This window comes from Ruegeria sp. AA3, assembly GCF_056542905.1.
Window position 1 is genome coordinate 193,106 of the sequence record NZ_JBQGAQ010000005.1, and the last position, 21,807, is coordinate 214,912.

A 21,807-nucleotide genomic window follows, 5' to 3' on the forward strand; every position below is an offset into this window, starting at 1 on the left:
TTTTTAGTATATGTCAATTCGCTGCGTTGCGGCATCGCGAGTTTCTTCAGATTGTGGGTGTTTGCGATTGATGGCACTGTGCCCAAATGATGCAGACTGTGGAAATACCGATTTGGTTGTTTGTACTGATTGTGCTGTTTGCCACGGTCACCTTTGCCTCGCATTTCTTATTTCCTTCAGTGCGGTGGTTTTTCCGCCGCCGCCTTGAACGTGCTGTTGCGCGGCTGAACAAACGCCTGCAGCGTCCGATCCAGCCGTTCAAACTGGCCGGGCGCCACGATATGATTCAGAGGCTTATCTATGACCCTCAAGTCAGCAAGGCCGTACAGAAGCATGCCAAAGAGGAGGGTGTGCCCGATGCCGTCGCCTCGGAACAGGCCCAACGCTATGCACGAGAGATCGCCCCGTCTTTTTCAACAGTTGCGTATTTCAGCATAGCCATTCGATTTGCGCGAATGCTCAGCAACGCGTTCTACAAGGTCCAGTTGGGGTATGAGGACAAGTCGGCCCTAGACAATATCGATCCCGAAGCGACGGTCGTTTACGTCATGAACCACCGCAGCAATATGGACTATGTGCTTGTTACCTATCTGGCGGCGGATCATTCGACACTTTCCTACGCTGTGGGCGAATGGGCCCGTGTTTGGCCGCTGAGTCGTTTGATACGTGCAATGGGGGCCTACTTCATTCGACGTAAATCGGGCAGCGATTTGTATCGTCAAGTGCTGGCAAACTATGTGCGTCACGCGACCGAAGCGGGTGTTACACAGGCCATGTTCCCAGAGGGCGGGTTGAGCCTGACAGGTAAACTGGGCCGCCCTAAGCTGGGTTTGCTCAAATACATCATCGATGGCGTGGATCCGAAGGGGCGGGATGTTGTATTCGTACCTGTCGCCCTGAATTACGATCGCGTTTTGGAAGATACAGTCCTGACGGCTGCGGCGCAGGACAGTGAACGCCGGTTTCGTGCACGTATTGGGGTCATCACGCGCTGGACACTAAAGCAAATCTGGCGGCGTCTTGTTGGGCGTTACAAAAAGTTTGGGATTGCATCAGTCCAATATGCAACGCCGATATCCTTAAAGGAATTTCGCGCTTCGCATGAGCGGGATTTGACGACTGATTTGGCGCGCGAGCTCATGCGTAGAATCGGCGCTGCGATACCCTTTGTGCCGGTCCCCGCAGCTTGTCGGCTGCTGCAGGACGAAGGGCAGATGTCAGAAGAGGACCTGAAATCTCGATTGCTGGAAATGGGTGGTAAAGCCGTCGCCAACGGCGAAGGTGAGGCAATTGATGATGCGATCAACCAATTAGTTGAGCGCCGGATATTGCGGCGAGAAAGTGGAGTGCTGCGCCCTTCAGGCGAGCGGACCGAGTTGCTTGCATATTATGCGGCTGCGTCCGAACCTGTTGATCGCGCAGGGCATGATGCAGTTGCAGAAAGTAATTCTGCGACTGCTGGGTCATAAAATTACAAAAATACATCAAAAACGGTTGCAATATTACTCAGGGATCAATATTCCATCTGAGGAAAGCCGCGATTCTGCGGCGCGGCAATAGATAAGAACAAAGGAGGCCAACATGGCTTTGGATGTCGATAGCGGTATCGCGTCGTATGAGGCACCGGAAAAGGACCTCTATGAAATGGGTGAGATCCCTCCAATGGGATATGTACCCAAGCAAATGTATGCTTGGGCCATCCGGAAAGAGCGTCATGGCGAGCCAGACACGGCGATGCAGCTCGAGGTGGTTGATGTCCCCAAGCTGGACAGCCACGAAGTTCTGGTTCTCGTTATGGCGGCGGGTGTGAACTACAACGGCGTCTGGGCATCGCTTGGCAAACCCATCAGCCCGTTTGACGGACACAAAGCCCCTTACCATATTGCGGGCTCGGATGCTTCGGGCATCGTCTGGGCCGTGGGTGAGAAAGTCACACGCTGGAAGGTCGGCGACGAAGTGGTCATTCATTGCAACCAGGATGATGGCGATGATGAGCACTGTAACGGCGGCGATCCGATGTACTCGGACAGCCAGCGCATTTGGGGATATGAGACACCAGATGGGTCGTTCGCGCAGTTTACAAATGTACAAGCACAGCAGCTGATGCCGCGCCCCAAGCATCTGACTTGGGAAGAAAGCGCCTGCTACACTCTTACACTGGCAACGGCTTATCGGATGCTGTTTGGTCACGAGCCGCATGACCTGAAACCTGGCCAGAATGTTCTGGTCTGGGGTGCGTCGGGCGGTCTGGGCTCTTACGCAATCCAGCTGATCAATACGGCGGGAGCTAACGCGATCGGCGTGATCTCGGACGAAAGCAAACGTGACTTTGTTATGGGGCTGGGCGCCAAAGGCGTTCTGAACCGCAAGGACTTCAACTGCTGGGGCCAGTTGCCCACGGTCAATACGCCTGAATATGCCGAATGGTTCAAAGAGGCCCGCAAGTTTGGCAAGGCCATCTGGGACATCACCGGCAAAGGTGTGAACGTCGACATGGTGTTCGAGCATCCGGGTGAAAGCACATTCCCGGTATCGACCTTTGTGGTGAAAAAAGGCGGCATGGTTGTGATTTGTGCCGGGACCACTGGCTATAACCTGACCTTCGATGTGCGCTACATGTGGATGCATCAGAAACGTTTGCAGGGCTCGCACTTTGCCCATCTCAAACAAGCCGCCGCAGCGAATAAGCTGATGGTAGAACGCCGATTGGATCCATGCATGTCCGAGGTATTTACCTGGAAGGAGCTGCCCGAGGCGCATATGAAGATGATGCGAAATGAACACAAGCCGGGCAATATGTCGGTGTTAGTTCAGGCTCCGTATACGGGTATGCGCACCCTTGAGGAAGTATTAGCCGCCCGCGACTAACGGTCTCAGTTTTTTGAACAGCTTCATCACCCGCAAGGCATAGCTTCGCCCTTGCGGGTGATTTGCGATTCCCGGTTATCAATTTTTTTCAATACGTTAGAAATCCGGCCCCCACTATTTCTGGGGAGTAGAAAGCAGTGAATAGGCCGAAATAGACTGCACATGTTATGGTTGTGTTAACCCTTCGTTAACTATTTCGGAGACACCCTGATGGCGCAAAATGAGTGGATATTGGACGTATTGTCGGATCTCAACGCCTTTGCGGTGGCAAATGGGTTGAGCGCACTTGCCGAGCAGCTTGATGATACAAGGCTAATCGCAGCGGCCGAGATTGCGTCCTCAAAGGATGAGGCTTGCGCGCCCGCGAATGGGAACAAAGTTCGATTTGAGTCAGATCCTCGAGGATTTGGAAAGCACCAGCACGCTTGAAGAGCTTGCGACTATACTCATCCAGCTGCGTGACACGCTGCGCATCGACCATGTAACCTATCACTGGGTCGATGGTGCCGGTGACCAGTATGGGTTTACGACATATTCAGATGCCTGGGACAAGCAGTATCGCGATAAAAACTACCACCGGATTGATCCGGTTATCCTGGGTTGTTTTCAGCGCTTCCATGCAGTGGATTGGAAACAACTGAATTGGTCGGGCAAAGCCGTCAGAGCTTTTTTGGAAGACGCGCAAGATCATGGCGTTGGCAATCAGGGATATTCGATCCCATTGCGCGGACCCAGCGGGCAATTCGCGTTGTTCACCGTGAATAACACGTGCGACGATGCGGCCTGGCAGACGTTCAAAGACGCCCATGGTCGCGATCTGATCTTAGTGGCGCATTTTCTTAACCGAAAAGCACTGGAATTTGCCAAAAATCGACAACCGGAAACGACGCGCGGGCTTTCACCTCGCGAGATAGATGCGATGACACTGCTGGCGCTGGGTTACAGTAGGGCGCAAGTGGCACATTCGCTTTCGATCTCGGAGCATACGCTCAGGGCCTATATCGAAAGTGCGCGTTCGAAACTCGGAGCGCAGAACACGACTCATGCAATCGCCACCGCGCTCAGCAGAGGATTAATAGTGGTTTAACCACCGTACGGTGACCTCATTCAAAATTAACCACGTGTTTGTACCCCTTTTGTTCCAGATATGGACGACAAGGGGAATACATCATGTTGCGTTATCTTTATGCTGATGAGCTGCATAAATTTCCGGCATTGGCCGAAGGAATGTTCAGAGATCGCGCCGATCAATTCAAAACCCGGCTTGGTTGGGATGTAAAGCTTAACGAAAGGGGGGAAGAGCGGGATCAATACGATGACCTCAATCCGCTCTATGTGATCTGGGAAGAAGCGGATGGCAGTCACGGAGGGTCGATGCGGATATTGCCGACAACCGGTCCGGTTATGGTGAACGACGTTTTTGGCCATCTCACCGGGGGCAGCCCGATCAGTAGCCCGCTTATTTGGGAGGTCACGCGCTTTTGCCTTTCTCGAACTGCCAGCGCCCATACCGCCGGGGCTATCATGCTAAGTGGGGGCGAGGTTATGGAGGGATTTGGACTAACCCATATCGCTGGCGTTTTTGATGCCCGTATGATCCGGATTTACCGAATGATTGGGTCATCACCTGTGGTTCTGGGATCAGAAGGCAAAGGTCGTGATCAGATTTCGGTAGGCCTATGGCCTTATTCCGCAGAGGATTGCAACCGAGTCGCTGCCCGTGCTGGCATCCCGAGAGAGTTATCGCGTTTGTGGTTCAATACCGCATTTGGGAAGGGGAAGCAGCATCGGTTCGCTCTCTCTGCCTGACAGCGCGGAAATCGTATTCCGCCTCTGGTGGCGCACGGCGCGTCCTTGTAGGGTCGCGCCATGTCTCTGCCTCAAGTCACCTTTTCCGATGATCAAGCCACCGCTTTCGACAACATTGCCGAGATGTTGCGCTCGGCCGGAGTTGATCTTGAGGATGACGCTCTGTTGAAACTTCCCGGAAACGGGAAATCGGGTGTCATGGCCGTGGTTGGCAAGGCGGGATCTGGTAAAACCCTTTTGCTGGCGGAACTTTACAAGGCTCTGGCCGAAACGGGAGTCAACCTGATCTCGGGCGATTTTGAAAGCCGCAAGTCCCGCGACAAACGCAGCCTTGCGATCCTTGCTCCGACGAACAAGGCAGCCAGTGTTTTAAGATTGCGTGGAGTGCCTGCAACGACAATCCACCGTATCCTTTATACACCCGTTTATGACCCGGAATATGAGCGGATTGCCGAATGGCTGGCGGGCAATGACGAACGACCCGAGATTGAAGGGTTGACCGACGAAGCGCTGGACCGGGCGGCGGCGTTTTATGCCAATAACAAATCCATTCCCGGCGCTCTGGCCGCTGCTGGTCTGCGTGGATCTGACTTTATCACTGGCTGGAAACGCCGCGATGAACCCCTCGATATTGGCTTTGTGGACGAAGCCTCGATGCTGGATGACCGGCAATTTGAAGATCTCAAAGAAATCTTCCCGACGCTGTTGCTGTTTGGTGATCCGGCGCAGTTGGCACCAGTCAATCAATCGGGTTCGATGGTTTTTGACGGGTTGCCAGAGCCGCGTAAGCAGATCTTGCATCGTGTACATAGGCAGACGGCTGATAACCCAATACTTGATCTAGCCCACGCTCTATCCGATCCCGCCATGGGCTTTGAGGATTTTGAGCGTCTGATTGAGGACACCGCCCGCAAGGATGATCGCGTTGTCTGGGGTCAACGGGTCGAAGTCGATCTGATGGCGCGCAGCCCTGTTCTGGTTTGGCGCAACGCGACCCGCATCCGTTTGATACAGGCGTTCCGCAACGTGCATGGTGCGCCGGAAACTGAACTGCTGGAAGGTGAACCGCTGATCTGTGACGGCATTGAATTGCCATTGAAGCACCGCAAGAAACGGCTGGATCTTGAAGCGCGCGGGCTAATCAAAGGGGCACAGGTTATCTACCTTGGCCCTGGTCGCAAACCCGGGTTTTCGCGCTTACATGTTATGGGAGCTGAGGACCCGCAGGTCTCGGCTGCATCAATTGTGCAAATCGAAAAGCCTGATGAGGAAGAGCCGTTCATTCCCTTTGCCGCGCGGATGGGGGCGACGTTTCTGCACGGTGCTGCGGTGACAATTCACAAGGCGCAGGGCTCTCAATGGGATACCGTGCAGGTGTTTGCACCGGATATTTATGCCGCCGCGCGTATGGGACGGACCGAGGCGGGGCAGCCGCTTTGGAAGCGTCTTGCCTATGTGGCTATTACCCGTGCGCAGGAGCGATTGAACTGGGTGGTGCGGAACAGATTGTCAAAGCCAACACATCCCTTAAGGGTAGATGACCTGCGGGCCGTCGCGGCGCCGTCGCTGACATTGGAGTCGGAAGTCACATGAAGACAATCATCGTAACTGGCGCAAGTTCGGGCATTGGTCGCGCGACCGCCGAGTTGTTTCTGGCAGAAGGTTGGACAGTTGGTCTATTGGCCCGCAGCGCCGACACACTTGAAGCAATGGCGCAGGGCAGCGACAAGGCGATCCCTTTGGTTGCCGATGTGACCGATGCAGAAGCGGTCACTCAAGCTTTCACCAACTTTGTAAAACAAACCGGCCGTCTGGATGCCCTGTTCAACAACGCTGGCATTTTTGCGCCGGGTGGCACGATTGATGAGATCGCGCTTGAGGAATGGTACAACTCGGTCAATGTGAATCTGAACGGGATGTTCCATTGCGCGCGCGCCGCGTTTGCCACGATGCGATCGCAGAAGCCGCAGGGCGGGCGGATCATCAACAATGGGTCAATCGCGGCCCATGTACCACGCCCGAATTCAGTGCACTACTCGGCAACAAAACATGCGATCACGGGCCTGACACGCAGCTTGTCGCTGGATGGGCGGGATTTTGGAATTGCCTGTGGGCAGATTGATATCGGCAACGCCCGCACGCCCATGGTGCAAGAGCTGGTCGAGCACGCCATCGCTGATGGTCGTCAGCCCGATCCGACGATGGCTGTTGGCGATGCCGCCCGGTCTGTGCTGCATATGGCCCAGCTACCGCTAGAAGCAAATGTGCAGTTCATGACCGTGATGGCGACAAAGATGCCCTATATCGGCCGCGGCTGAGCCTAGTTTTCGCGCAACAGTCGGAAAGCGGTCGATGCACCCCACCCTGCTGCAATCGCTATCGCCAGCGACATAAGCCCGTACCAGATCGGCTGTTCGCGGGACATGCTGTAGAGGAACCTTTCCAGCCCGACCTTGCGTACATCAATAGATGTTTCGAAAGTTGAGACAACCATACCACCCCGCGTCAGGAAAATACGGGCGGCATAGCTACCTTCTGTAAGGTCTGACGGCATTTCGATCGAAGTTCGGAACAGAGTTTGTTCGTCAACCGCCACAGTGTCTTCACGGATGGAATACAAACCTTCATCCTCTCGGATGCGAATGACGGCTTCGGAAAAGTCCTGAGCGCCCTGAATATTCATATCGGCACCCACCGAGCGGATGGCGCGTTCGATTGAAACCTTGTACCGCAGATCTTCGGTTTGAGTCAGTACTTCACCGAACGGGGCGCTCGTGGCTACGGCATAAAAACTAGGGGCCAGATCAACAACCAGGCTATCGGTGTTTACCCAGATGCCAAATCGCTTTTCCTTGCGCCGAACGGTTACGGGTTCGGATGGACCAGCGACAGCGACAACAACCTCAAGCGGGGGGCCTTCCGGTATGGGGGCTTCGCGTTTTACAGCTCCGAATACCAGAATCTCGGAGCCGTCGAAATTGGCCGTGATTGATACGCGATCCTGGCTTAATCCCAGAACAACTTGTTCTTCGGCGGCAAAAGCGGGCAGGCAAATCAGAGATAGAAGGACAATCAAACGCAACATCTTAGTGTCCTCCATCCGTGCCCAGCGAGTACAGCTCGGAAGGTTGCAGCAACAAATCAAGCGCCAGCTTGCCGCAGACGACAAGCACAAGCGCGGCAAGCAGAACACGCAGCTGCTCGGCTGGCATCCGGGCCCCAATAACAGTTCCCACCTGAGCCCCGACTACGCCACCGACCAGCAGCAGAACGGCCAGCACGACGTCAACCGTATAGTTGGTCGTGGCATGCAGCATGGTGGTGAAGGCGGTCACAAAGATGATCTGAAACAGGGAAGTTCCTACAACCACCTTGGTTGGCATGCCCAAAAGGTAGATCATCGCAGGCACCATAATAAACCCGCCGCCAACCCCCATAATGGCTGACAAGACACCGACGAACAGACCAACGATCACTGGTGGAATGACCGAGATATACAGACCCGAAGTCCGGAATCGCATCTTGAACGGCATGGCATGAACCCATCCACGCTGGCGCCGCTTCGGTGGAGGTGTACCGCCTTTTCGGGTTTTGCGAATTGCATTCAGGCTTTCGACGAACATCAGGCTGCCGATGATGCCCAGAAAGATAACGTAACAAAGTTTGACCAGCAGATCGACCTGACCAAGACTTTTGAGATAATTAAAGACGACGACGCCCAATGCAGCACCTGCCAACCCGCCAACCAATAGGACTGTCCCCATTCTCAGATCAACGGTTCGGCGTCTGAAATGCGCCAGAACCCCTGAGAATGAAGAGGCAACAATTTGGTTGGCTTCGGTAGCAACGGCCACGGCGGGAGGAATGCCGATAAAGAACAGCAAAGGGGTCATCAGGAAACCGCCCCCAACGCCGAACATCCCCGACAAAATGCCGACCATTCCGCCCAGTCCCAACAACAGGAAGGCGTTTACGGAGACTTCGGCTATGGGCAGGTAAATATGCATGATACCGTCACGTTATTACTGGCGTTACCGGGCTTGGACCGGCCCGTTCTCTTGCGGTCGGGGTGGCTTGCGGGCAGAGCTTGCAACACGGCTAAACTCCTCCGGGTTCTGAGAGAGAAAAATAGTCAGGCGGCGTCAGGAGCAGGTCAAACCCGATTTTTGCAGCAACTGCAATGACCAAAAGAGCCAACAGAATGCGTAATTGCTCGGCCTTCAAACGTGCGCCGATTTGGGTGCCCAATTGTGCGCCCACAACCCCCCCGATCAAAAGAAGAACCGCAAGAAGCACATCGACGCTGTAGTTTGTCGAGGCATGTATCATCGTCGTGAACCCAGCCACAAATATGATCTGAAACAGGGATGTGCCGATCACGACTTTTGTGGGCATACCAAGGATATAGATCATCGCGGGCACCATGATAAATCCGCCGCCAACTCCCATGATCGCTGACAGGATACCAACGCCGAACCCGACCAGTGCGGGTGGGATCACTGAAATATAAAGGCTCGAAGCACGAAAGCGCATTTTGAAGGGTAACGCGTGGACCCATGTCCGTTGCCGGCGCTTGGCGACAGGGGTACTTCCTGACTGCGTTGCGCGACGGATAGCGTTCAGGCTTTCGACAAACATCAAGCTGCCGATCACGCCTAGGAACACGACATAACAAAGCTGAACCGCCAGATCGACCTGGCCGAGATGTTTCAGAAAGTTAAAAACAACCATTCCCAAGGCCGCACCGAGCAGCCCTCCGCCAAGCAGGACGGTGCCCATCTCAAGGTCAACGGTCTTGCGTTTCAGGTGCGCCATCAGCCCAGAGAACGATGAGGCCACAACCTGATTGGCCGATGTGGCCACCGCCACAGCCGGGGGTATGCCGATGAAAAAAAGCATAGGGGTGATCAGGAACCCCCCGCCTACGCCAAACATACCGGACAAAACACCAACCAACCCGCCAATTCCAAGCAGCAGGAAAGGGTTGACCGAAACTTCGGCTATGGGGAGGTATACGTGCATACCCCCTTAGAACGGTTGCGACATACAAAATCAACTCTGTATGCCGCTCTGCAGCAAACAGGACTGAGGGGCAGTCCTGAACTGGCTCTATCAGCGTTCTTTGACGTAGGGTTCACCCCCCGCGCGTGGTGGAATGGCTTTCCCAACAAAGCCTGCAAGAATCACCACGGTCAGAATGTAGGGCAGAGCGTCCATCACCTGGACCGGGATTACGACCCCACCCAGATCGATGTTCTGGAACCGCAGCGCAATCGCCTGCAACAACCCGAACAACAGGCAGGCCCACATCGCGTGCCAAGGGCGCCACTTTGCGAATATTAGCGCAGCCAATGCGATGAATCCGCGACCCGCTGTCATTTCTTTTACGAATCCGGCTTGCAAGGCTGTCGCCAGATACGCACCAGCAATACCGCAGAGAATGCCGCAGATGGCCACGGCCGCAAATCGCAGACCAACGACCGAGACCCCGGCTGTATCAACCGCCGCAGGATTTTCGCCTACTGCACGCAAGCGCAGCCCGAACCTAGTGCGGAACAAGATCCACCAGGTGAGTGGTACGAACAGGAACGCCACATAGACGAGGATTGAATGGCCTGACAGCAGCTCGGAATATATCGGGCCGATGAATGGCACACCTTCCAGCGCTTCTGCGAAGGGGAAGTTGATCGGCTCAAACCGGCCGCCGCCAAACAGAGACGGAGTGCGTCCACCCTGTTGAAACCAGCTTTGCGCGATCAGAACCGTCATACCGGACGCGAGGAAATTGATGGCGACACCCGAGATCAGTTGATTGCCCCGAAACGTGATCGAAGCCAATCCGTGCAGCGCTGATAAAACCAGTGACGCTCCGATTCCAGCCAGAAGCCCTAACCAGACCGAACCCGTTACTGCGGCGATAGCAGCCGAGAAGAAAGCCGCCATAAGCATCTTGCCTTCAAGCCCGATGTCAAAAATGCCAGCGCGTTCGGAATACAAACCTGCCAGACAAGCCAGCAACAGTGGCGTGGCCAGTCGAACTGTAGAATCGAGGACCTGAATGAGGGTAACGAAAAATTCCATCACTCTGCCCCCTTCCGGAAACTCAGGAAGATCTTTTCAAGCGGCATGCGCACCATATTATCGAGCGCACCGGTGAATAGGATGACCAGCGCCTGAATGACCACGATCAGTTCACGTGGGATCGACGTCCACAACGCCAATTCAGCGCCGCCTTGGTACAGAAATCCGAACAGGATCGCAGCAAGGAAAACGCCAAATGGATGGGAACGACCCATAAGAGCCACGGCAATCCCAATAAATCCGGCACCCTCGGTCGAATTGAGGACAAGTCGTTCTGCTTCGCCCATGACATTATTGATAGCCATCATGCCTGCAAGGGCACCCGAGATCAGCATTGCGATGATCGTGATGCGCACGGGTGAGATACCGGCATAGACGGCTCCCGTTTCCGAATGGCCATAGGCGCGGATTTCGTATCCCAGTCGCGTGCGCCAGATCAGGGCCCAAACCACGATGCAGGCAAGTATCGCCACGAAGAACGAGATATTGGCCGGTGCCCCCCGGAAGACGATGTTTTCGGCGCTCGAAAACATCGACTGGAATGTTGGCAGGTGTACCGCCTCGGGGAACCGCGCCGTGGCCGGGTCTTGCGATCCTTGCGGGCGCATCACATTGACCAGCATGTAGTTAAGGAAAGCTGCGGCGATAAAGTTGAACATGATCGTGGTGATCACGATATGACTGCCCCGTTTGGCCTGCAGATAGGCCGGGATCGCGGCCCAGGCCGCGCCAAAGATCATCGAAGCGGCACAGGCGGCCAGTAAGGCGATGGTCCAATGCGGCCAAGGGACCGATAGACAGACGATTGCAACGCCCAGTCCGCCGAGCATGGCCTGACCCTCACCACCAATGTTGAACAGCCGCGCGTGAAAGGCCACGGCAACGGCCAGACCGGTGAAGATGAAATTCGTAGCGTAATAAAGCGTATAGCCCCAGCCATAGGTTGAACCCAAGGCCCCTGTGACCATCAGGTTGACCGCCTCGACCGGGTTTTCCCCAATGGCCAGAATAACGATTGCCGAAAGGATTGTGGCCAACAGCAGGCTGATGATCGGGATCAGCACCACATCGGCCCATTTGGGCATTTTTTCCATGGTTCAGGCGGCCTCTCCTGCAACACCGGCCATCAGCAGGCCCAGTTCTTTTTCATCCGTCTCGGCGGGCAGACGCTCGCCCATTATGTGTCCGTCAAACATCACCGCGATCCGGTCGGACAGCGAGAAGATCTCTTCCAGCTCGACCGAAACCAGCAGGATCGCTTTGCCCTGATCTCTCAGGGCCACGATCTGTTTATGAATGAATTCGATGGCACCGATATCCACACCGCGTGTGGGTTGGCCCACCAGCAGCAGGTCCGGGTTCCGCTCAATCTCGCGCGCGACGACGATCTTCTGCTGGTTGCCACCCGAGAAGCTTTTTGCGGTCAGCCAGCCATTGGGCGGGCGTACGTCGAATTTCTCAATCTTGGCTTCGGTGTCGGCGCGCAGTGCGGCATTGTCCATGAACAGCCCGCGCTTATACGCAGGGTCGCGGTGATAGCCGAAGGCCACATTCTCCCACGCGTAGAAATCCATGATCAAGCCTTCGCGCTGGCGATCCTCGGGCACATGCGCGATGTGTTGCGCGCGCCGTGCCTGACCGTCCGAGCCGGGGCCGTGCAATGGCAGAGGTTCCCCGTTCAGTTTGATTGATCCCTGTCCGGGACGCATTCCGCCCAGAACCTCCAGCAGTTCCGATTGCCCGTTTCCTGCAACGCCAGCAATCCCCACGATTTCACCCGCGCGAACAGTCAGGTCGATGCCTTTGACGCGCTCGACACCTGCCGAATCGGTGACGCTGAGCTTTTCGATCTCCAGAACCGGTTTGCCCGGTTGCGCGGGCACCTTGTCGACCTGCAGCAGAACCTTGCGGCCCACCATAAGTTCGGCCAGTTCCTGTGGGTTGGTCTCAGCAGTTTTGACCGTCGCGGTCATCTCACCGCGGCGCATCACCGAGACGGTATCAGTATTTTCCATGATCTCGCGCAGCTTGTGCGTGATCACGATGATCGTTTTGCCCTCGGACCGCAGCCGGTCAAGTATGCGGAACAATTGATCCGCCTCGGCGGGGGTCAGCACTCCGGTCGGCTCGTCGAGAATTAAAATTTCTGCCTTGCGATAGAGCGCTTTGAGGATCTCAACCCGCTGCTGCATGCCAACGCCAATTTCGTCGATGCGCTTATCGGGGTCCACGAACAGTTCGTATTCTTCTTCAAGCTCTTTCAGCTCTTTGCGGGCTTTCGCCAATGATGGGGCCAGCAGTCCGCCATCCTCGGCACCCAGAACGATGTTTTCTAGTACGGTGAAGTTTTCGACCAGTTTGAAATGCTGGAAAACCATCCCGATGCCTGCTGCAATCGCAGCCTGACTATCGGGGATGTCGGTCTTGGATCCGTTGATCCAGATCTCACCTTTGTCGGCTTTGTAGAAGCCGTAGAGAATGCTCATCAGCGTGGATTTGCCCGCACCGTTTTCTCCGATGATCCCATGGATCGTTCCGGGGGCGACGCTGATGGAAATGTCTTTGTTGGCCTGAACCGGCCCAAAGGCTTTGGAAATCCCTTTGAGCTCAATGGCGGGGACGGTCATGTCTTGTCCTCAATTGCCGAAAGGACCGCGATAAGTATCGCGGCAGAGTGCATTCGGGGCGAAGGTTAACCCTTCGCCCCGTGTGTTATCAGAACTGCAGTGCCGGGCAGCTGTCGTTCTCATAGTAGCTGACAACCGAAACATTGCCGTCGATGATGTCCTGACGAGCTTTGTCAACCGCAGCTTTCATATCGTCGGAAACCAGCGGAGCGTTGTTTTCGTCCATAGCATAGCCAACGCCATCTTCGGACAGGCCCATGACGAATACTCCGGTTTCGACGTCCTCACCCGCTTTCATCGCTTCATATACGGCGACGTCAACGCGCTTGAGCATCGAAGTCAGAACTTTACCCGGGTGCAAGTGGTTCTGGTTGCTGTCAACGCCGATCGACAGGATGCCTTCGTCTGCGGCGGTCTGCAGAACACCAACGCCAGTGCCGCCAGCTGCGGCGTAAACCACGTCAGCACCTTGGCTGATTTGTGCCTTGGTCAGCTCAGAGCCTTTTACCGGGTCGTTCCACGCTGCCGGAGTTGTACCAGTCATGTTGGCAACAACATTGATGTCGGGATTCACGGCTTTGGCACCTTGTGCGTATCCGCAACCAAAGTGGCGGATAAGTGGCACGTCCATACCGCCGATGAAGCCGACAGTGCCGGTCTTCGATGCCATCGCTGCCATCATGCCAACTAGGTATGAGCCTTCATGCTCGGCAAAGCCAACCTGGCGCAGGTTCGGGGCGTCGAGCCATGTCACGTCGACCACCACAAAGGTTGTGTCAGGGTAGTCAGCTGCAACCGCGGCCAGCGGGTCTGCCATGCCAAAGCCCATGGTGATGATCGGGTTCGAACCGGCTTCGGCGAAACGGCGCAGGGCCTGTTCGCGCTGTGCTTCGGACTGCATCTCAATCTCGCGGTATGTGCCGCCCGTTTCTTCGGCCCAGCGAGACGCGCCGTTATGGGCCGCTTCGTTGAATGACTTGTCGAACTTACCGCCCAGATCAAAGATCAGGGCCGGTTCTGCCAGGGCTGCGCCTGCTGTCAGTGCAACCGCAGCGGCTGCGCCCATCAAAGATTTCATAAGGGTCATTTGTTACTCCCGTTGGCTATTATCGGTCCGGGGCTGAATCCCCCGATACCCACTCAGAGCGAGCATACATGTTGTGATGGCGGGAATTGAAGCTGTTTGCAACAGCTTCGGTCAATAGAAATTTGACCATATGGTCTAAAAAAGTGATTAATTGCTGTGAAAACGACATTCCATGACGATTGCGTCGACGTTTGGACCGTTCTCGCGCAGGTAATAGCGCTTGCGTGTACCGCATGCTTCGTATCCACATGCTTCGTAAAGAGCGATTGCCGCATCATTGTCCGAGGCAACATCCAGAAACGCCCGCGAAGCCCCAGCCTGATCCGCGTAGGCGTGGAATTCTACCATTATCTTTCGCGCCAATCCCTTCCTTTGGTGATCTGGATGGGTTGCTATCGTCAGTAGTTCCGCTTCGTCGGCAATCACCTGAACCAGCGCAAATGATCTTGTGTCCCCAATTGCATGGATGAAGCGATTTGCCAAAAGCTCGGCAAACTCATCAGCAACCCAGGGGCGGCTCTGATGGAACGCGGCGGCATGGATATGAGCCATTTCCTGTGGCGTCATTCGTCAAGCAAGACCGGAGGTACGTCGCGCGAAGGCGCGGCATCTGCAGGGCGAACATATAAAGGCGCGGGTGGAGTGGGCGTCGAGGCCAAACGCCGCGACGCCAATCGAGCAATAGTGCGAACCTGACGATCAGGCTGATCGCAAAGATATAGTCTGCCCAATGATTCTGCGTCGTGTCGCGTGACCAGTCGCGCTTCTGCCCCATCCGGCATCAAATAAACTTGGTCGCGCGGGGCAGGAATCGCAGGTAAGTGGCCTTTGGGGACCAACTCGGCCAACGCATCGAAGCCCGATACACCGACCGCGGGAACGTCCAGACCAAGCGCCAGTCCTCGGGCAGCCGAGACCGAGATTCGAATCCCGGTGAAGTTTCCGGGGCCAACCCCGACACCAATCGCATCAAGATCTCGCCAGTTGCATCCGTTCTCTTCCAACAACTCTTCCAGTAAAGGCATCAACCTCTCAGCCTGCCCGCGCGACATGGGCTCAACGCAGGACGCAACAATCACACCGTTTTGCAACAAAGCGGCCGCGCAATGCGCGGCCGATGTGTCGAATGCCAGGATGGTTGGATCAGATCGCAACGGGGCGAACCTCGATCACTTCCGGGATGTAATGCCGTAGCAGGTTTTCGATACCCATTTTCAGAGTGATCGTGGACGATGGACATCCCGCACAGGCCCCTTGCATGTGAAGATAAACAATCCCCTTGTCGAAGCCATGGAATGTTATGTCGCCGCCATCCTGTGCTACAGCAGGTCGCACTCGACTGTCCAACAAATCTTTGATTTGGTGTACAATTTCAGCGTCTTCGCCGGTATGTTCGGCGTGCCCTGCGCCTGCATCAACGTTTGCGCCCATGACGGGCTGACCGGATTGGTAGTGCTCCATTACAGCGCCAAGGATGGCGGGTTTGATGTGATCCCATTGGACATCATCGGATTTTGTCACCGTGACAAAATCATTGCCAAAGAACACTCCTGTCACACCCGCGACGCCAAAGATACGAGTGGCGAGCGGAGATTTCTCGGCCGCCTCAGCGTTTGGAAAATCTGCAGTACCCGCTTCCAGAACCGTCTGACCGGGCAAAAACTTCAGAGTTGCCGGGTTGGGTGTGGATTCAGTTTGGATAAACATGGCGCGGCTCCGTTTAAGGTGTATCTGATATGCGCGTCCGGACGGGGGAAGTCAAGATTTGGAATCGTTCTAAATTGATGCGACAAAGGAAATCGCGTCATCCAATCGGTCGTCACCCCAGAACAATTCATCTTTGGCGATAAAGCTTGGTGCGCCGAAGATGTGCAGAGCCTTGGCGCGAGCGACCTGTTCGAACAGCGCGGATTTGTTCTGGGGGCTACCAATCTGTTCCATCACATCTTGCGAAACGCCTGAACTGGCAAGGCATTCCGCCAGAACCCTGAGGTCCGAGATGTCTTGTCCCGCTCCGAATTGTGCAGAATAGACTGCGCGTACAAATGCACCACGTTGATTAGTTGATCCGATTGCCATTGCCAGACGCGCCGCTTGCAGGCTGTTTTGCGGAAAATTTTTGGGCTGCTGAAATGGTAGATCGCGCGCTGCACAGAGCCGTTCCATATCCCGCCACATGTACCGGCCCTTTGCGGGATACAGATTGAACGGCGAGTTGTTCCATCCCTGTTCAGCAAAGATCGGGCCCAGAAGAAATGGGTGCCATTCCACGGCGACTCTCTTTTCTGCGGCCGCCTGTTGGATGCGCACAGCGCTGAGATAGGAATAGGTCGACGCGAAATCGAACCAAAATTGCAATGTTGCTGGCATAATGTGCCTCAGGTGATGGCTTCCAGCTTTTCCTTGCTTAAGTCGCCGGGCACAATAGTGACCGGAATAGGCAGACTGCCAGAGTTCCGGGTTAGCTGGGTTACCAATGGTCCGGGGCCCTTCTTGTCAGTGCCAGCGCCCAGCACCAAAACGCCAATTTCAGAGTCGGACTGGACGTGTTCGATGATTTGAGGAACCGGGTCGCCTTCGCGAATGGCCAATTCGGGCTCGACACCCTGCTTGTCACGCATCCATTTGGCGAACACTTCAAAATGCGCGTGAATACGCTCGCGTGCTTCTTCACGCATCACCTCAGCGACGCCGATCCAATGGTTGAATTCATCCGGCGGAATTACCGAAAGAACCGTTACCCCGCCGCCCGTATGGGCCGCGCGCATTGCGGCAAAGCGCATGGCGTTCAGGCATTCACGGCTGTCGTCAAGAACGACTAGGAACTTGCGCATGTTTGTCCTCGTTTGTTTTCGGGATCATGCCCCACAGGATGCGCAGAGGCAACTGAAACGGGCAGGGAGTCGATCAGCGATTGCTTGCAGCCCAATCCCAGTACATCTCGCGTGCGCGACGGGCAATTGGACCCACCTGATACTGGGTGTCATCCAGCGCGGTGATTGGGGTCACTTTGCTCATGTTACCGGTCATGAAAACTTCGTCAGCATCGTGAAAGTCCTCAAAGCTCAGCACAGATTCATGCACTTTCACCCCATCGGCGCGCAGATTCTTGATGTGTCGCGCCCGGGTGATGCCGGCAAGGAACGTTCCATTGGGAATCGGGGTGAAAACTTCTCCATCGCGAACCATGAAAATATTGGCGGTTGCGGTTTCCGCCACGTGCCCCATCGCGTCGGCAACCAACGCGTTTGAGAAACCTTTGCTACGCGCCTCCTGCAACATCCGGGCGTTGTTCGGATAGAGGCAGCCCGCTTTGGCGTTAACCACGGCAGATTCCAGAACGGGGCGACGGAAGCGGGTTGTCGTCAGCGTGGCCGAGGCGGATTCGGGCGCCATCGGGATTTCTTCCAGGCAAATGGCGAAACCAGTGCTGTCTTCCTGGGGGATGATTGCGGTTGGGTCTCCGTCGATGCCCCAATACATAGGACGAATGTAAACTGCAGTATCTGTTGGATAACTTTGTAGCCCCTCCTGAACCAGTTCGACCATCTGTTCCGCAGTCACCGAAGGCGTTAGCATCAGAGCTTCGGCCGAGCAATTGACCCGAGCGCAATGGGCATCCAGATCCGGGGTCATTCCATCAAAGAAGCGGGCGCCGTCAAATACAGACGAGCCAAGCCATGCGCCATGGTCGGCTGCGCGCATGATCGGGGCGTCCCCATCATGCCATTGACCTTCGAAATAGGTGCGGATGTTTTTGCCGACTGCCATTGCGCCCTCCCTCAAGCTTCGGGAAACCTAGGTTGGGGCCGAGGCAAGGTCCAGCAGATTATCCGCGTTACAGAGGCAGCGACTCACGTTTGACCATGGTGCGCAAGGCAAAGTTTGAACGCAGATTTCTGATGCCTTGTATTTTCATCAGTCGGTTTTCTAAGAAGGCGTCAAATGCGTTGAGGTCTTTGGCCACGACGCGCAGCAAGATGTCACGCGAGCCTGTCATGAGATAGCACTCCATCACCTCATCACACCGCCGAATTGCCTTTTCAAAGGAATCGATGGCGCTGCGATCCTGTTTCTCCAACTCGACAGAGACAAAAATCGTAACGCCGAAGCCAAGCTGCTCGGGGTCTACCTGAGCGGCGTACCCGGTGATGATCCCATCTCGTTGCAATCGATCCAAGCGCCGCGCGCAAGGTGTCGGGGACAGCCCGACATGGTCTGCTAGATCGATAACAGTCATGCGGCCATCATTCTGGAGGGCACGGATTATCTTGGAGTCGATGTCATCCATAGTGAAAAACACCATCATTTTTGAGTTGGCTGAAGAATACCCCTAAAATACTTCTGCTGGTAGCGATAAATAGGTGAAATTCACTCGTCGACAGATGGCAAACTCCACTGGGTAGCCCGGAGGAGAAGAATGGACATCACCATCATAGACGCGCCAGATTACGAGCGCGTGGTCGAATTCAAGGACAGCGCACTTGGTCTATTGGGCTATATTGCAATTCACTCGACGCAACGCGGTCCTGCTGCTGGCGGTGTGCGGATGCGCCCCTACGGGCATGCCGCTGAGGCATTGAATGATGCCTTGCAATTGGCGCGGGGCATGACCTTCAAGAACGCTGCAGCTGATCTTCCTCTGGGGGGTGGCAAGGCCGTTATTATTGGTGACCCGCACGTCGATAAATCACCCGATCTTCTGCGTTCCTTCGGTCAAGCGGTGCAAAGCCTGAGCGGCCAGTACTGGACCGCAGAAGACATGGGTATGACGCCCGCTGACATGGCCCATATCGGGTCCCGGACTGACTTTGTGGCAGGGCTGGCAGACGGGGAATTTGCGAGCGGTGATCCATCCCCCATCACGGCGCGCGGAATATTCAACGCGATCCGGGTGGCTGCGCAGCACCGTTTTGGGCGAACTGATCTGGATGGCCTGACCATATCGGTTCAGGGGCTTGGTCATGTAGGCGCGCATTTGTGTCAGTTGCTTCATGATGCAGGCGCACGGTTGATCGTCACAGATATCGATGCCCGCCAATCGGCACGTGTTGCTGAACAGCATGCGGCTCAGGCTGTGGCCCCCGATGTAATTTATGGTGTTGAAGCCGACATATTTGCCCCCTGTGCCATCGGGGGTATCCTTAACGAAACAAGCATTCCGTTGTTGCAGGTCGGCGCCGTGGCTGGGGGCGCAAATAACCAGTTGGCCAGTGCTGGCGATGCGCAGTTGCTTCACCAGCGCGGCATTCTTTACGCACCCGACTTTGTCGCTAACGGGGGTGGCATCATAAATGTGGCAACAGAAATCCTGCGCTTAGTAGAGCGTGAAGCTTGGGTCGCTGATAGATTAAAGGCGCTTGAGCAGACGATGGATCGCATCCTAACGAGGGCCAAGATCGAAGCGGTTAGCCCGCATGAGGTCGCTGAATCCATTGTGCATGAAATGCTGCGCCCCAAGGCCGCATAATGGGCTGCCAAACAAAAAACGCCGCCCGGACTGGGCGGCGTTTCTAGATCGGGTTCTGATCATCAGGACTTGCCTGCTCCGACCATGCCCACAATCTCGTAGGTTTTTTGCAAGATCGGGGAGGCAAGCGCACGCGCCCGTTCAGCCCCGCGGGCAAGTATCTGGTCGATCTCAGCCTCTTCTCCCATCAGACGTGCCATCTCGGAGGAGATGGGTGACAGCTTCTCAACCGCCAATTCAGCCAGCATCGGCTTGAACTCACCGAATTGTTTGCCACCGACCTCTGCCAAAACCTGCTCGGCAGTCTGATCGCTAAGAGCAGCGTAGATGTTCACCAGATTTCGTGCCTCGGGCCGCTCTTCAAGTCCCTTCACTTCCGAGGGCAGTGCATCCGGGTCAGTCTTGGCCTTGCGGATTTTCTTGGCGATGGCGTCGGCATCGTCAGTCATATTGATCCGCGTCATATCGGACGGGTCCGAGGAAGACATCTTACGCGAGCCGTCGCGCAGGTTCATCACGCGTGGCGCTGGGCCACCGATGACCGGTTCGGTCACGGGGAAGAAATCGACGCCATAGTCATGGTTGAACTTGATTGCGATGTCGCGCGTCAGTTCGAGATGCTGCTTCTGGTCCTCACCGACCGGCACATGGGTCGCGTGATAGACCAGAATGTCCGCAGCCATCAGCGCTGGATACGCGAACAGACCCAGCGAGGCATTTTGTGCATTCTTACCGGCCTTGTCCTTGAATTGCGTCATCCGCTGCATCCAGCCGATCCGGGCGATACAGTTGAAAATCCAGGCCAACTGAGTGTGCTCGGGCACCTGGCTTTGATTGAACAGGATAGATTTCTCAGGGTCGAGGCCAGCAGCAATGAACCCCGCGCACACTTCGCGGGTTTTTTCGCGCAGGCGATCGGGATCTTGCCAGACGGTAATCGCGTGGAGGTCGACCATGCAGTAGACGGTCTCATACTCCGGCCCCTGCATATCCACGAAACGTTTGAGTGCACCCAGGTAGTTACCCAAGTGCAGGTTTCCTGAAGGCTGGATGCCGGAAAACACGCGCGGCGTGAATTGGGTCTCGGTCATCGAAGGAAACTCCTGTCTGGAAAAATCAGCCCCCGTCGCTTACCCATGAGGCAAAGGGACGTCAACAGCCGTGAAAGGCCAGCCCAATGAGCAGTGAGCATTATACACCGCCCGTGAACCCTCTGCCGCCAGTTGTGGTGGCGCTGGTTCTGTTCATCATCGGGATTGAACTGGTCTTCATGCTGGGCAGCCGCGGGTTGGTCGGTGGCCCGACAGCTGTTGGTTGGCGGCTGGATGCGCTGCAGCAATATACGTTTTCACCCGATATCTTCGATTGGATGGTCCAGAACGGGCGCTGGCCGTTCGAACATGTAATCCGCTTTGTCACCTATCCCTTTGTCCAGGCCAATTTCACGCAAGCTGTGTTTGTCTGCGTGTTTGTGCTGGCGATGGGTAAGATGGTTGCCGAGGTCTTTGGCAGTGTCGCCATGCTGATCATTTTCGTGCTGTCTGGCGTAGGCGGAGCGCTGGCTTACGCGGTGCTGCTGAACCTGCCCTATCCCCTGGTTGGCGGGTTCCCTCCGGTCTATGGTCTGATCGGCGCGTTCACGTGGCTGCTGTGGCGTAAGCTTTCACTGGTCGGCGAAAACCAATCCCGCGCTTTCAGCTTGATTGCGGTTCTTATGGGGATTCAGCTGCTGTTCGGCTTGATCTTCGGCGGCACGTCGGATTGGGTTGCCGATCTAGGTGGATTTGCCACCGGGTTCGGCTTGTCTTTCTTTCTGGCTCCGGGCGGTTGGGCGCGTATTCTTAGCAAAACAAGGCGTGATTAGT

The 21,807-nt window shown here is 55.6% G+C and carries 23 protein-coding genes; 8 read left to right on the forward strand and 15 right to left on the reverse strand.

Annotated elements, in window-relative coordinates:
* Nucleotides 1–86 precede the first annotated feature (86 nt).
* From ACR0JR_RS11115 to ACR0JR_RS11140, 6 genes are all read left to right on the forward strand, one after another.
* Entirely contained in the window at nt 87–1,469 is a 1,383-nt protein-coding gene (locus ACR0JR_RS11115; RefSeq protein WP_480456192.1) for a 1-acyl-sn-glycerol-3-phosphate acyltransferase, read from the forward strand.
* A gap of 112 nt (nt 1,470–1,581) precedes the next feature.
* Entirely contained in the window at nt 1,582–2,868 is a 1,287-nt protein-coding gene (ccrA, locus tag ACR0JR_RS11120) for a crotonyl-CoA carboxylase/reductase (protein WP_010442845.1), read from the forward strand.
* A 367-nt stretch (nt 2,869–3,235) separates the two neighbouring features.
* Nucleotides 3,236–3,955 (forward strand): helix-turn-helix transcriptional regulator, encoded by a 720-nt coding sequence (locus ACR0JR_RS11125; protein WP_170544573.1) that lies wholly within the window; start codon nt 3,236–3,238, stop codon nt 3,953–3,955.
* Nucleotides 3,956–4,038: 83 nt separating this feature from the next.
* The gene (locus ACR0JR_RS11130) at nt 4,039–4,677 is read left to right on the forward strand and encodes an acyl-homoserine-lactone synthase (RefSeq protein ID WP_480456193.1); all 639 of its coding nucleotides are present in this window, start codon (nt 4,039–4,041) and stop codon (nt 4,675–4,677) included.
* Nucleotides 4,678–4,737: 60 nt separating this feature from the next.
* Nucleotides 4,738–6,270 (forward strand): ATP-dependent DNA helicase, encoded by a 1,533-nt coding sequence (locus tag ACR0JR_RS11135; protein ID WP_480456194.1) that lies wholly within the window; start codon nt 4,738–4,740, stop codon nt 6,268–6,270.
* Nucleotides 6,267–6,995, forward strand: coding sequence for an SDR family oxidoreductase (locus tag ACR0JR_RS11140; RefSeq protein WP_480456195.1), 729 nt, complete (start codon nt 6,267–6,269; stop codon nt 6,993–6,995). Before ACR0JR_RS11135 ends, ACR0JR_RS11140 begins: the two co-directional genes overlap by 4 nt.
* Before the next feature lie 2 nt (nt 6,996–6,997).
* Here ACR0JR_RS11140 and ACR0JR_RS11145 read toward each other — a convergent pair whose 3' ends face one another.
* The 14 genes from ACR0JR_RS11145 to ACR0JR_RS11210 all read right to left on the reverse strand — a co-directional run bounded on the left by ACR0JR_RS11145 (nt 6,998) and on the right by ACR0JR_RS11210 (nt 18,763).
* Complete coding sequence (locus ACR0JR_RS11145) at nt 6,998–7,762, reverse strand: TIGR02186 family protein (RefSeq protein ID WP_170544560.1); 765 nt, start codon at nt 7,760–7,762, stop codon at nt 6,998–7,000.
* 1 nt (nt 7,763) lies between these two features.
* Nucleotides 7,764–8,684: a sulfite exporter TauE/SafE family protein gene (locus ACR0JR_RS11150; protein WP_010442851.1), complete on the reverse strand. Its 921-nt coding sequence runs from the start codon at nt 8,682–8,684 to the stop codon at nt 7,764–7,766.
* Nucleotides 8,685–8,775: 91 nt separating this feature from the next.
* On the reverse strand, nt 8,776–9,699 hold the full coding sequence (locus ACR0JR_RS11155) for a sulfite exporter TauE/SafE family protein (RefSeq protein WP_480456196.1): 924 nt from the start codon (nt 9,697–9,699) through the stop codon (nt 8,776–8,778).
* 90 nt (nt 9,700–9,789) lie between these two features.
* Nucleotides 9,790–10,758 (reverse strand): ABC transporter permease, encoded by a 969-nt coding sequence (locus ACR0JR_RS11160; protein ID WP_010442853.1) that lies wholly within the window; start codon nt 10,756–10,758, stop codon nt 9,790–9,792.
* Nucleotides 10,758–11,852, reverse strand: coding sequence for an ABC transporter permease (locus ACR0JR_RS11165; RefSeq protein WP_010442854.1), 1,095 nt, complete (start codon nt 11,850–11,852; stop codon nt 10,758–10,760). Before ACR0JR_RS11165 ends, ACR0JR_RS11160 begins: the two co-directional genes overlap by 1 nt.
* 3 nt (nt 11,853–11,855) lie before the next feature.
* Nucleotides 11,856–13,385 carry an ABC transporter ATP-binding protein gene (locus ACR0JR_RS11170; protein WP_170474311.1) on the reverse strand — a complete coding sequence of 510 codons (1,530 nt, stop codon included), beginning with the start codon at nt 13,383–13,385 and terminating at the stop codon, nt 11,856–11,858.
* Between the two features lie 88 nt (nt 13,386–13,473).
* Nucleotides 13,474–14,472 carry a BMP family lipoprotein gene (locus ACR0JR_RS11175; protein WP_010442856.1) on the reverse strand — a complete coding sequence of 333 codons (999 nt, stop codon included), beginning with the start codon at nt 14,470–14,472 and terminating at the stop codon, nt 13,474–13,476.
* A 147-nt stretch (nt 14,473–14,619) separates the two neighbouring features.
* Complete coding sequence (locus ACR0JR_RS11180) at nt 14,620–15,039, reverse strand: GNAT family N-acetyltransferase (RefSeq protein WP_480456197.1); 420 nt, start codon at nt 15,037–15,039, stop codon at nt 14,620–14,622.
* Nucleotides 15,036–15,626 carry a tRNA (adenosine(37)-N6)-threonylcarbamoyltransferase complex dimerization subunit type 1 TsaB gene (tsaB, locus tag ACR0JR_RS11185; protein ID WP_480456198.1) on the reverse strand — a complete coding sequence of 197 codons (591 nt, stop codon included), beginning with the start codon at nt 15,624–15,626 and terminating at the stop codon, nt 15,036–15,038. Before tsaB ends, ACR0JR_RS11180 begins: the two co-directional genes overlap by 4 nt.
* Complete coding sequence (locus ACR0JR_RS11190; protein WP_170474317.1) at nt 15,616–16,179, reverse strand: NifU family protein; 564 nt, start codon at nt 16,177–16,179, stop codon at nt 15,616–15,618. Before ACR0JR_RS11190 ends, tsaB begins: the two co-directional genes overlap by 11 nt.
* A gap of 69 nt (nt 16,180–16,248) precedes the next feature.
* Nucleotides 16,249–16,842 carry a DsbA family protein gene (locus ACR0JR_RS11195; RefSeq protein WP_480456199.1) on the reverse strand — a complete coding sequence of 198 codons (594 nt, stop codon included), beginning with the start codon at nt 16,840–16,842 and terminating at the stop codon, nt 16,249–16,251.
* 8 nt (nt 16,843–16,850) lie between these two features.
* A complete protein-coding gene (locus ACR0JR_RS11200; RefSeq protein WP_010442861.1) occupies nt 16,851–17,306 on the reverse strand; it encodes a universal stress protein in 456 nt (151 codons plus the stop codon).
* 73 nt (nt 17,307–17,379) lie between these two features.
* Nucleotides 17,380–18,243, reverse strand: coding sequence for a branched-chain amino acid aminotransferase (locus ACR0JR_RS11205; RefSeq protein WP_480456200.1), 864 nt, complete (start codon nt 18,241–18,243; stop codon nt 17,380–17,382).
* 67 nt (nt 18,244–18,310) lie between these two features.
* Nucleotides 18,311–18,763 (reverse strand): Lrp/AsnC family transcriptional regulator, encoded by a 453-nt coding sequence (locus tag ACR0JR_RS11210; RefSeq protein ID WP_010442863.1) that lies wholly within the window; start codon nt 18,761–18,763, stop codon nt 18,311–18,313.
* Between the two features lie 129 nt (nt 18,764–18,892).
* On the opposite strand from ACR0JR_RS11210, the gene ACR0JR_RS11215 reads away from it, so the two are divergent.
* Nucleotides 18,893–19,942, forward strand: a complete 1,050-nt coding sequence (locus ACR0JR_RS11215; RefSeq protein ID WP_480456201.1) for a Leu/Phe/Val dehydrogenase — start codon at nt 18,893–18,895, stop codon at nt 19,940–19,942.
* Between the two features lie 62 nt (nt 19,943–20,004).
* Here the strand turns inward: ACR0JR_RS11215 and trpS are convergent, their stop codons facing one another.
* Entirely contained in the window at nt 20,005–21,033 is a 1,029-nt protein-coding gene (gene trpS, locus ACR0JR_RS11220) for a tryptophan--tRNA ligase (RefSeq protein WP_170474329.1), read from the reverse strand.
* 86 nt (nt 21,034–21,119) lie between these two features.
* On the opposite strand from trpS, the gene ACR0JR_RS11225 reads away from it, so the two are divergent.
* The gene (locus ACR0JR_RS11225; RefSeq protein ID WP_480456202.1) at nt 21,120–21,806 is read left to right on the forward strand and encodes a rhomboid family intramembrane serine protease; all 687 of its coding nucleotides are present in this window, start codon (nt 21,120–21,122) and stop codon (nt 21,804–21,806) included.
* Nucleotide 21,807 lies beyond the last annotated feature (1 nt).

Excerpts from the sequence above, each read along its gene's own strand:
- ACR0JR_RS11115 (WP_480456192.1), top strand. The coding sequence starts at position 87 with ATGATGCAGACTGTGGAAATACCGATTTGGTTGTTTGTACTGATTGTG.
- ccrA (WP_010442845.1), top strand. The coding sequence starts at position 1,582 with ATGGCTTTGGATGTCGATAGCGGTATCGCGTCGTATGAGGCACCGGAA.
- ACR0JR_RS11125 (WP_170544573.1), top strand. The coding sequence starts at position 3,236 with ATGGGAACAAAGTTCGATTTGAGTCAGATCCTCGAGGATTTGGAAAGC.
- ACR0JR_RS11130 (WP_480456193.1), top strand. The coding sequence starts at position 4,039 with ATGTTGCGTTATCTTTATGCTGATGAGCTGCATAAATTTCCGGCATTG.
- ACR0JR_RS11135 (WP_480456194.1), top strand. The coding sequence starts at position 4,738 with ATGTCTCTGCCTCAAGTCACCTTTTCCGATGATCAAGCCACCGCTTTC.
- ACR0JR_RS11140 (WP_480456195.1), top strand. The coding sequence starts at position 6,267 with ATGAAGACAATCATCGTAACTGGCGCAAGTTCGGGCATTGGTCGCGCG.
- ACR0JR_RS11145 (WP_170544560.1), bottom strand. The coding sequence starts at position 7,762 with ATGTTGCGTTTGATTGTCCTTCTATCTCTGATTTGCCTGCCCGCTTTT.
- ACR0JR_RS11150 (WP_010442851.1), bottom strand. The coding sequence starts at position 8,684 with ATGCATATTTACCTGCCCATAGCCGAAGTCTCCGTAAACGCCTTCCTG.
- ACR0JR_RS11155 (WP_480456196.1), bottom strand. The coding sequence starts at position 9,699 with ATGCACGTATACCTCCCCATAGCCGAAGTTTCGGTCAACCCTTTCCTG.
- ACR0JR_RS11160 (WP_010442853.1), bottom strand. The coding sequence starts at position 10,758 with ATGGAATTTTTCGTTACCCTCATTCAGGTCCTCGATTCTACAGTTCGA.
- ACR0JR_RS11165 (WP_010442854.1), bottom strand. The coding sequence starts at position 11,852 with ATGGAAAAAATGCCCAAATGGGCCGATGTGGTGCTGATCCCGATCATC.
- ACR0JR_RS11170 (WP_170474311.1), bottom strand. The coding sequence starts at position 13,385 with ATGACCGTCCCCGCCATTGAGCTCAAAGGGATTTCCAAAGCCTTTGGG.
- ACR0JR_RS11175 (WP_010442856.1), bottom strand. The coding sequence starts at position 14,472 with ATGACCCTTATGAAATCTTTGATGGGCGCAGCCGCTGCGGTTGCACTG.
- ACR0JR_RS11180 (WP_480456197.1), bottom strand. The coding sequence starts at position 15,039 with ATGACGCCACAGGAAATGGCTCATATCCATGCCGCCGCGTTCCATCAG.
- ACR0JR_RS11190 (WP_170474317.1), bottom strand. The coding sequence starts at position 16,179 with ATGTTTATCCAAACTGAATCCACACCCAACCCGGCAACTCTGAAGTTT.
- ACR0JR_RS11195 (WP_480456199.1), bottom strand. The coding sequence starts at position 16,842 with ATGCCAGCAACATTGCAATTTTGGTTCGATTTCGCGTCGACCTATTCC.
- ACR0JR_RS11200 (WP_010442861.1), bottom strand. The coding sequence starts at position 17,306 with ATGCGCAAGTTCCTAGTCGTTCTTGACGACAGCCGTGAATGCCTGAAC.
- ACR0JR_RS11205 (WP_480456200.1), bottom strand. The coding sequence starts at position 18,243 with ATGGCAGTCGGCAAAAACATCCGCACCTATTTCGAAGGTCAATGGCAT.
- ACR0JR_RS11210 (WP_010442863.1), bottom strand. The coding sequence starts at position 18,763 with ATGGATGACATCGACTCCAAGATAATCCGTGCCCTCCAGAATGATGGC.
- ACR0JR_RS11215 (WP_480456201.1), top strand. The coding sequence starts at position 18,893 with ATGGACATCACCATCATAGACGCGCCAGATTACGAGCGCGTGGTCGAA.
- trpS (WP_170474329.1), bottom strand. The coding sequence starts at position 21,033 with ATGACCGAGACCCAATTCACGCCGCGCGTGTTTTCCGGCATCCAGCCT.
- ACR0JR_RS11225 (WP_480456202.1), top strand. The coding sequence starts at position 21,120 with ATGAGCAGTGAGCATTATACACCGCCCGTGAACCCTCTGCCGCCAGTT.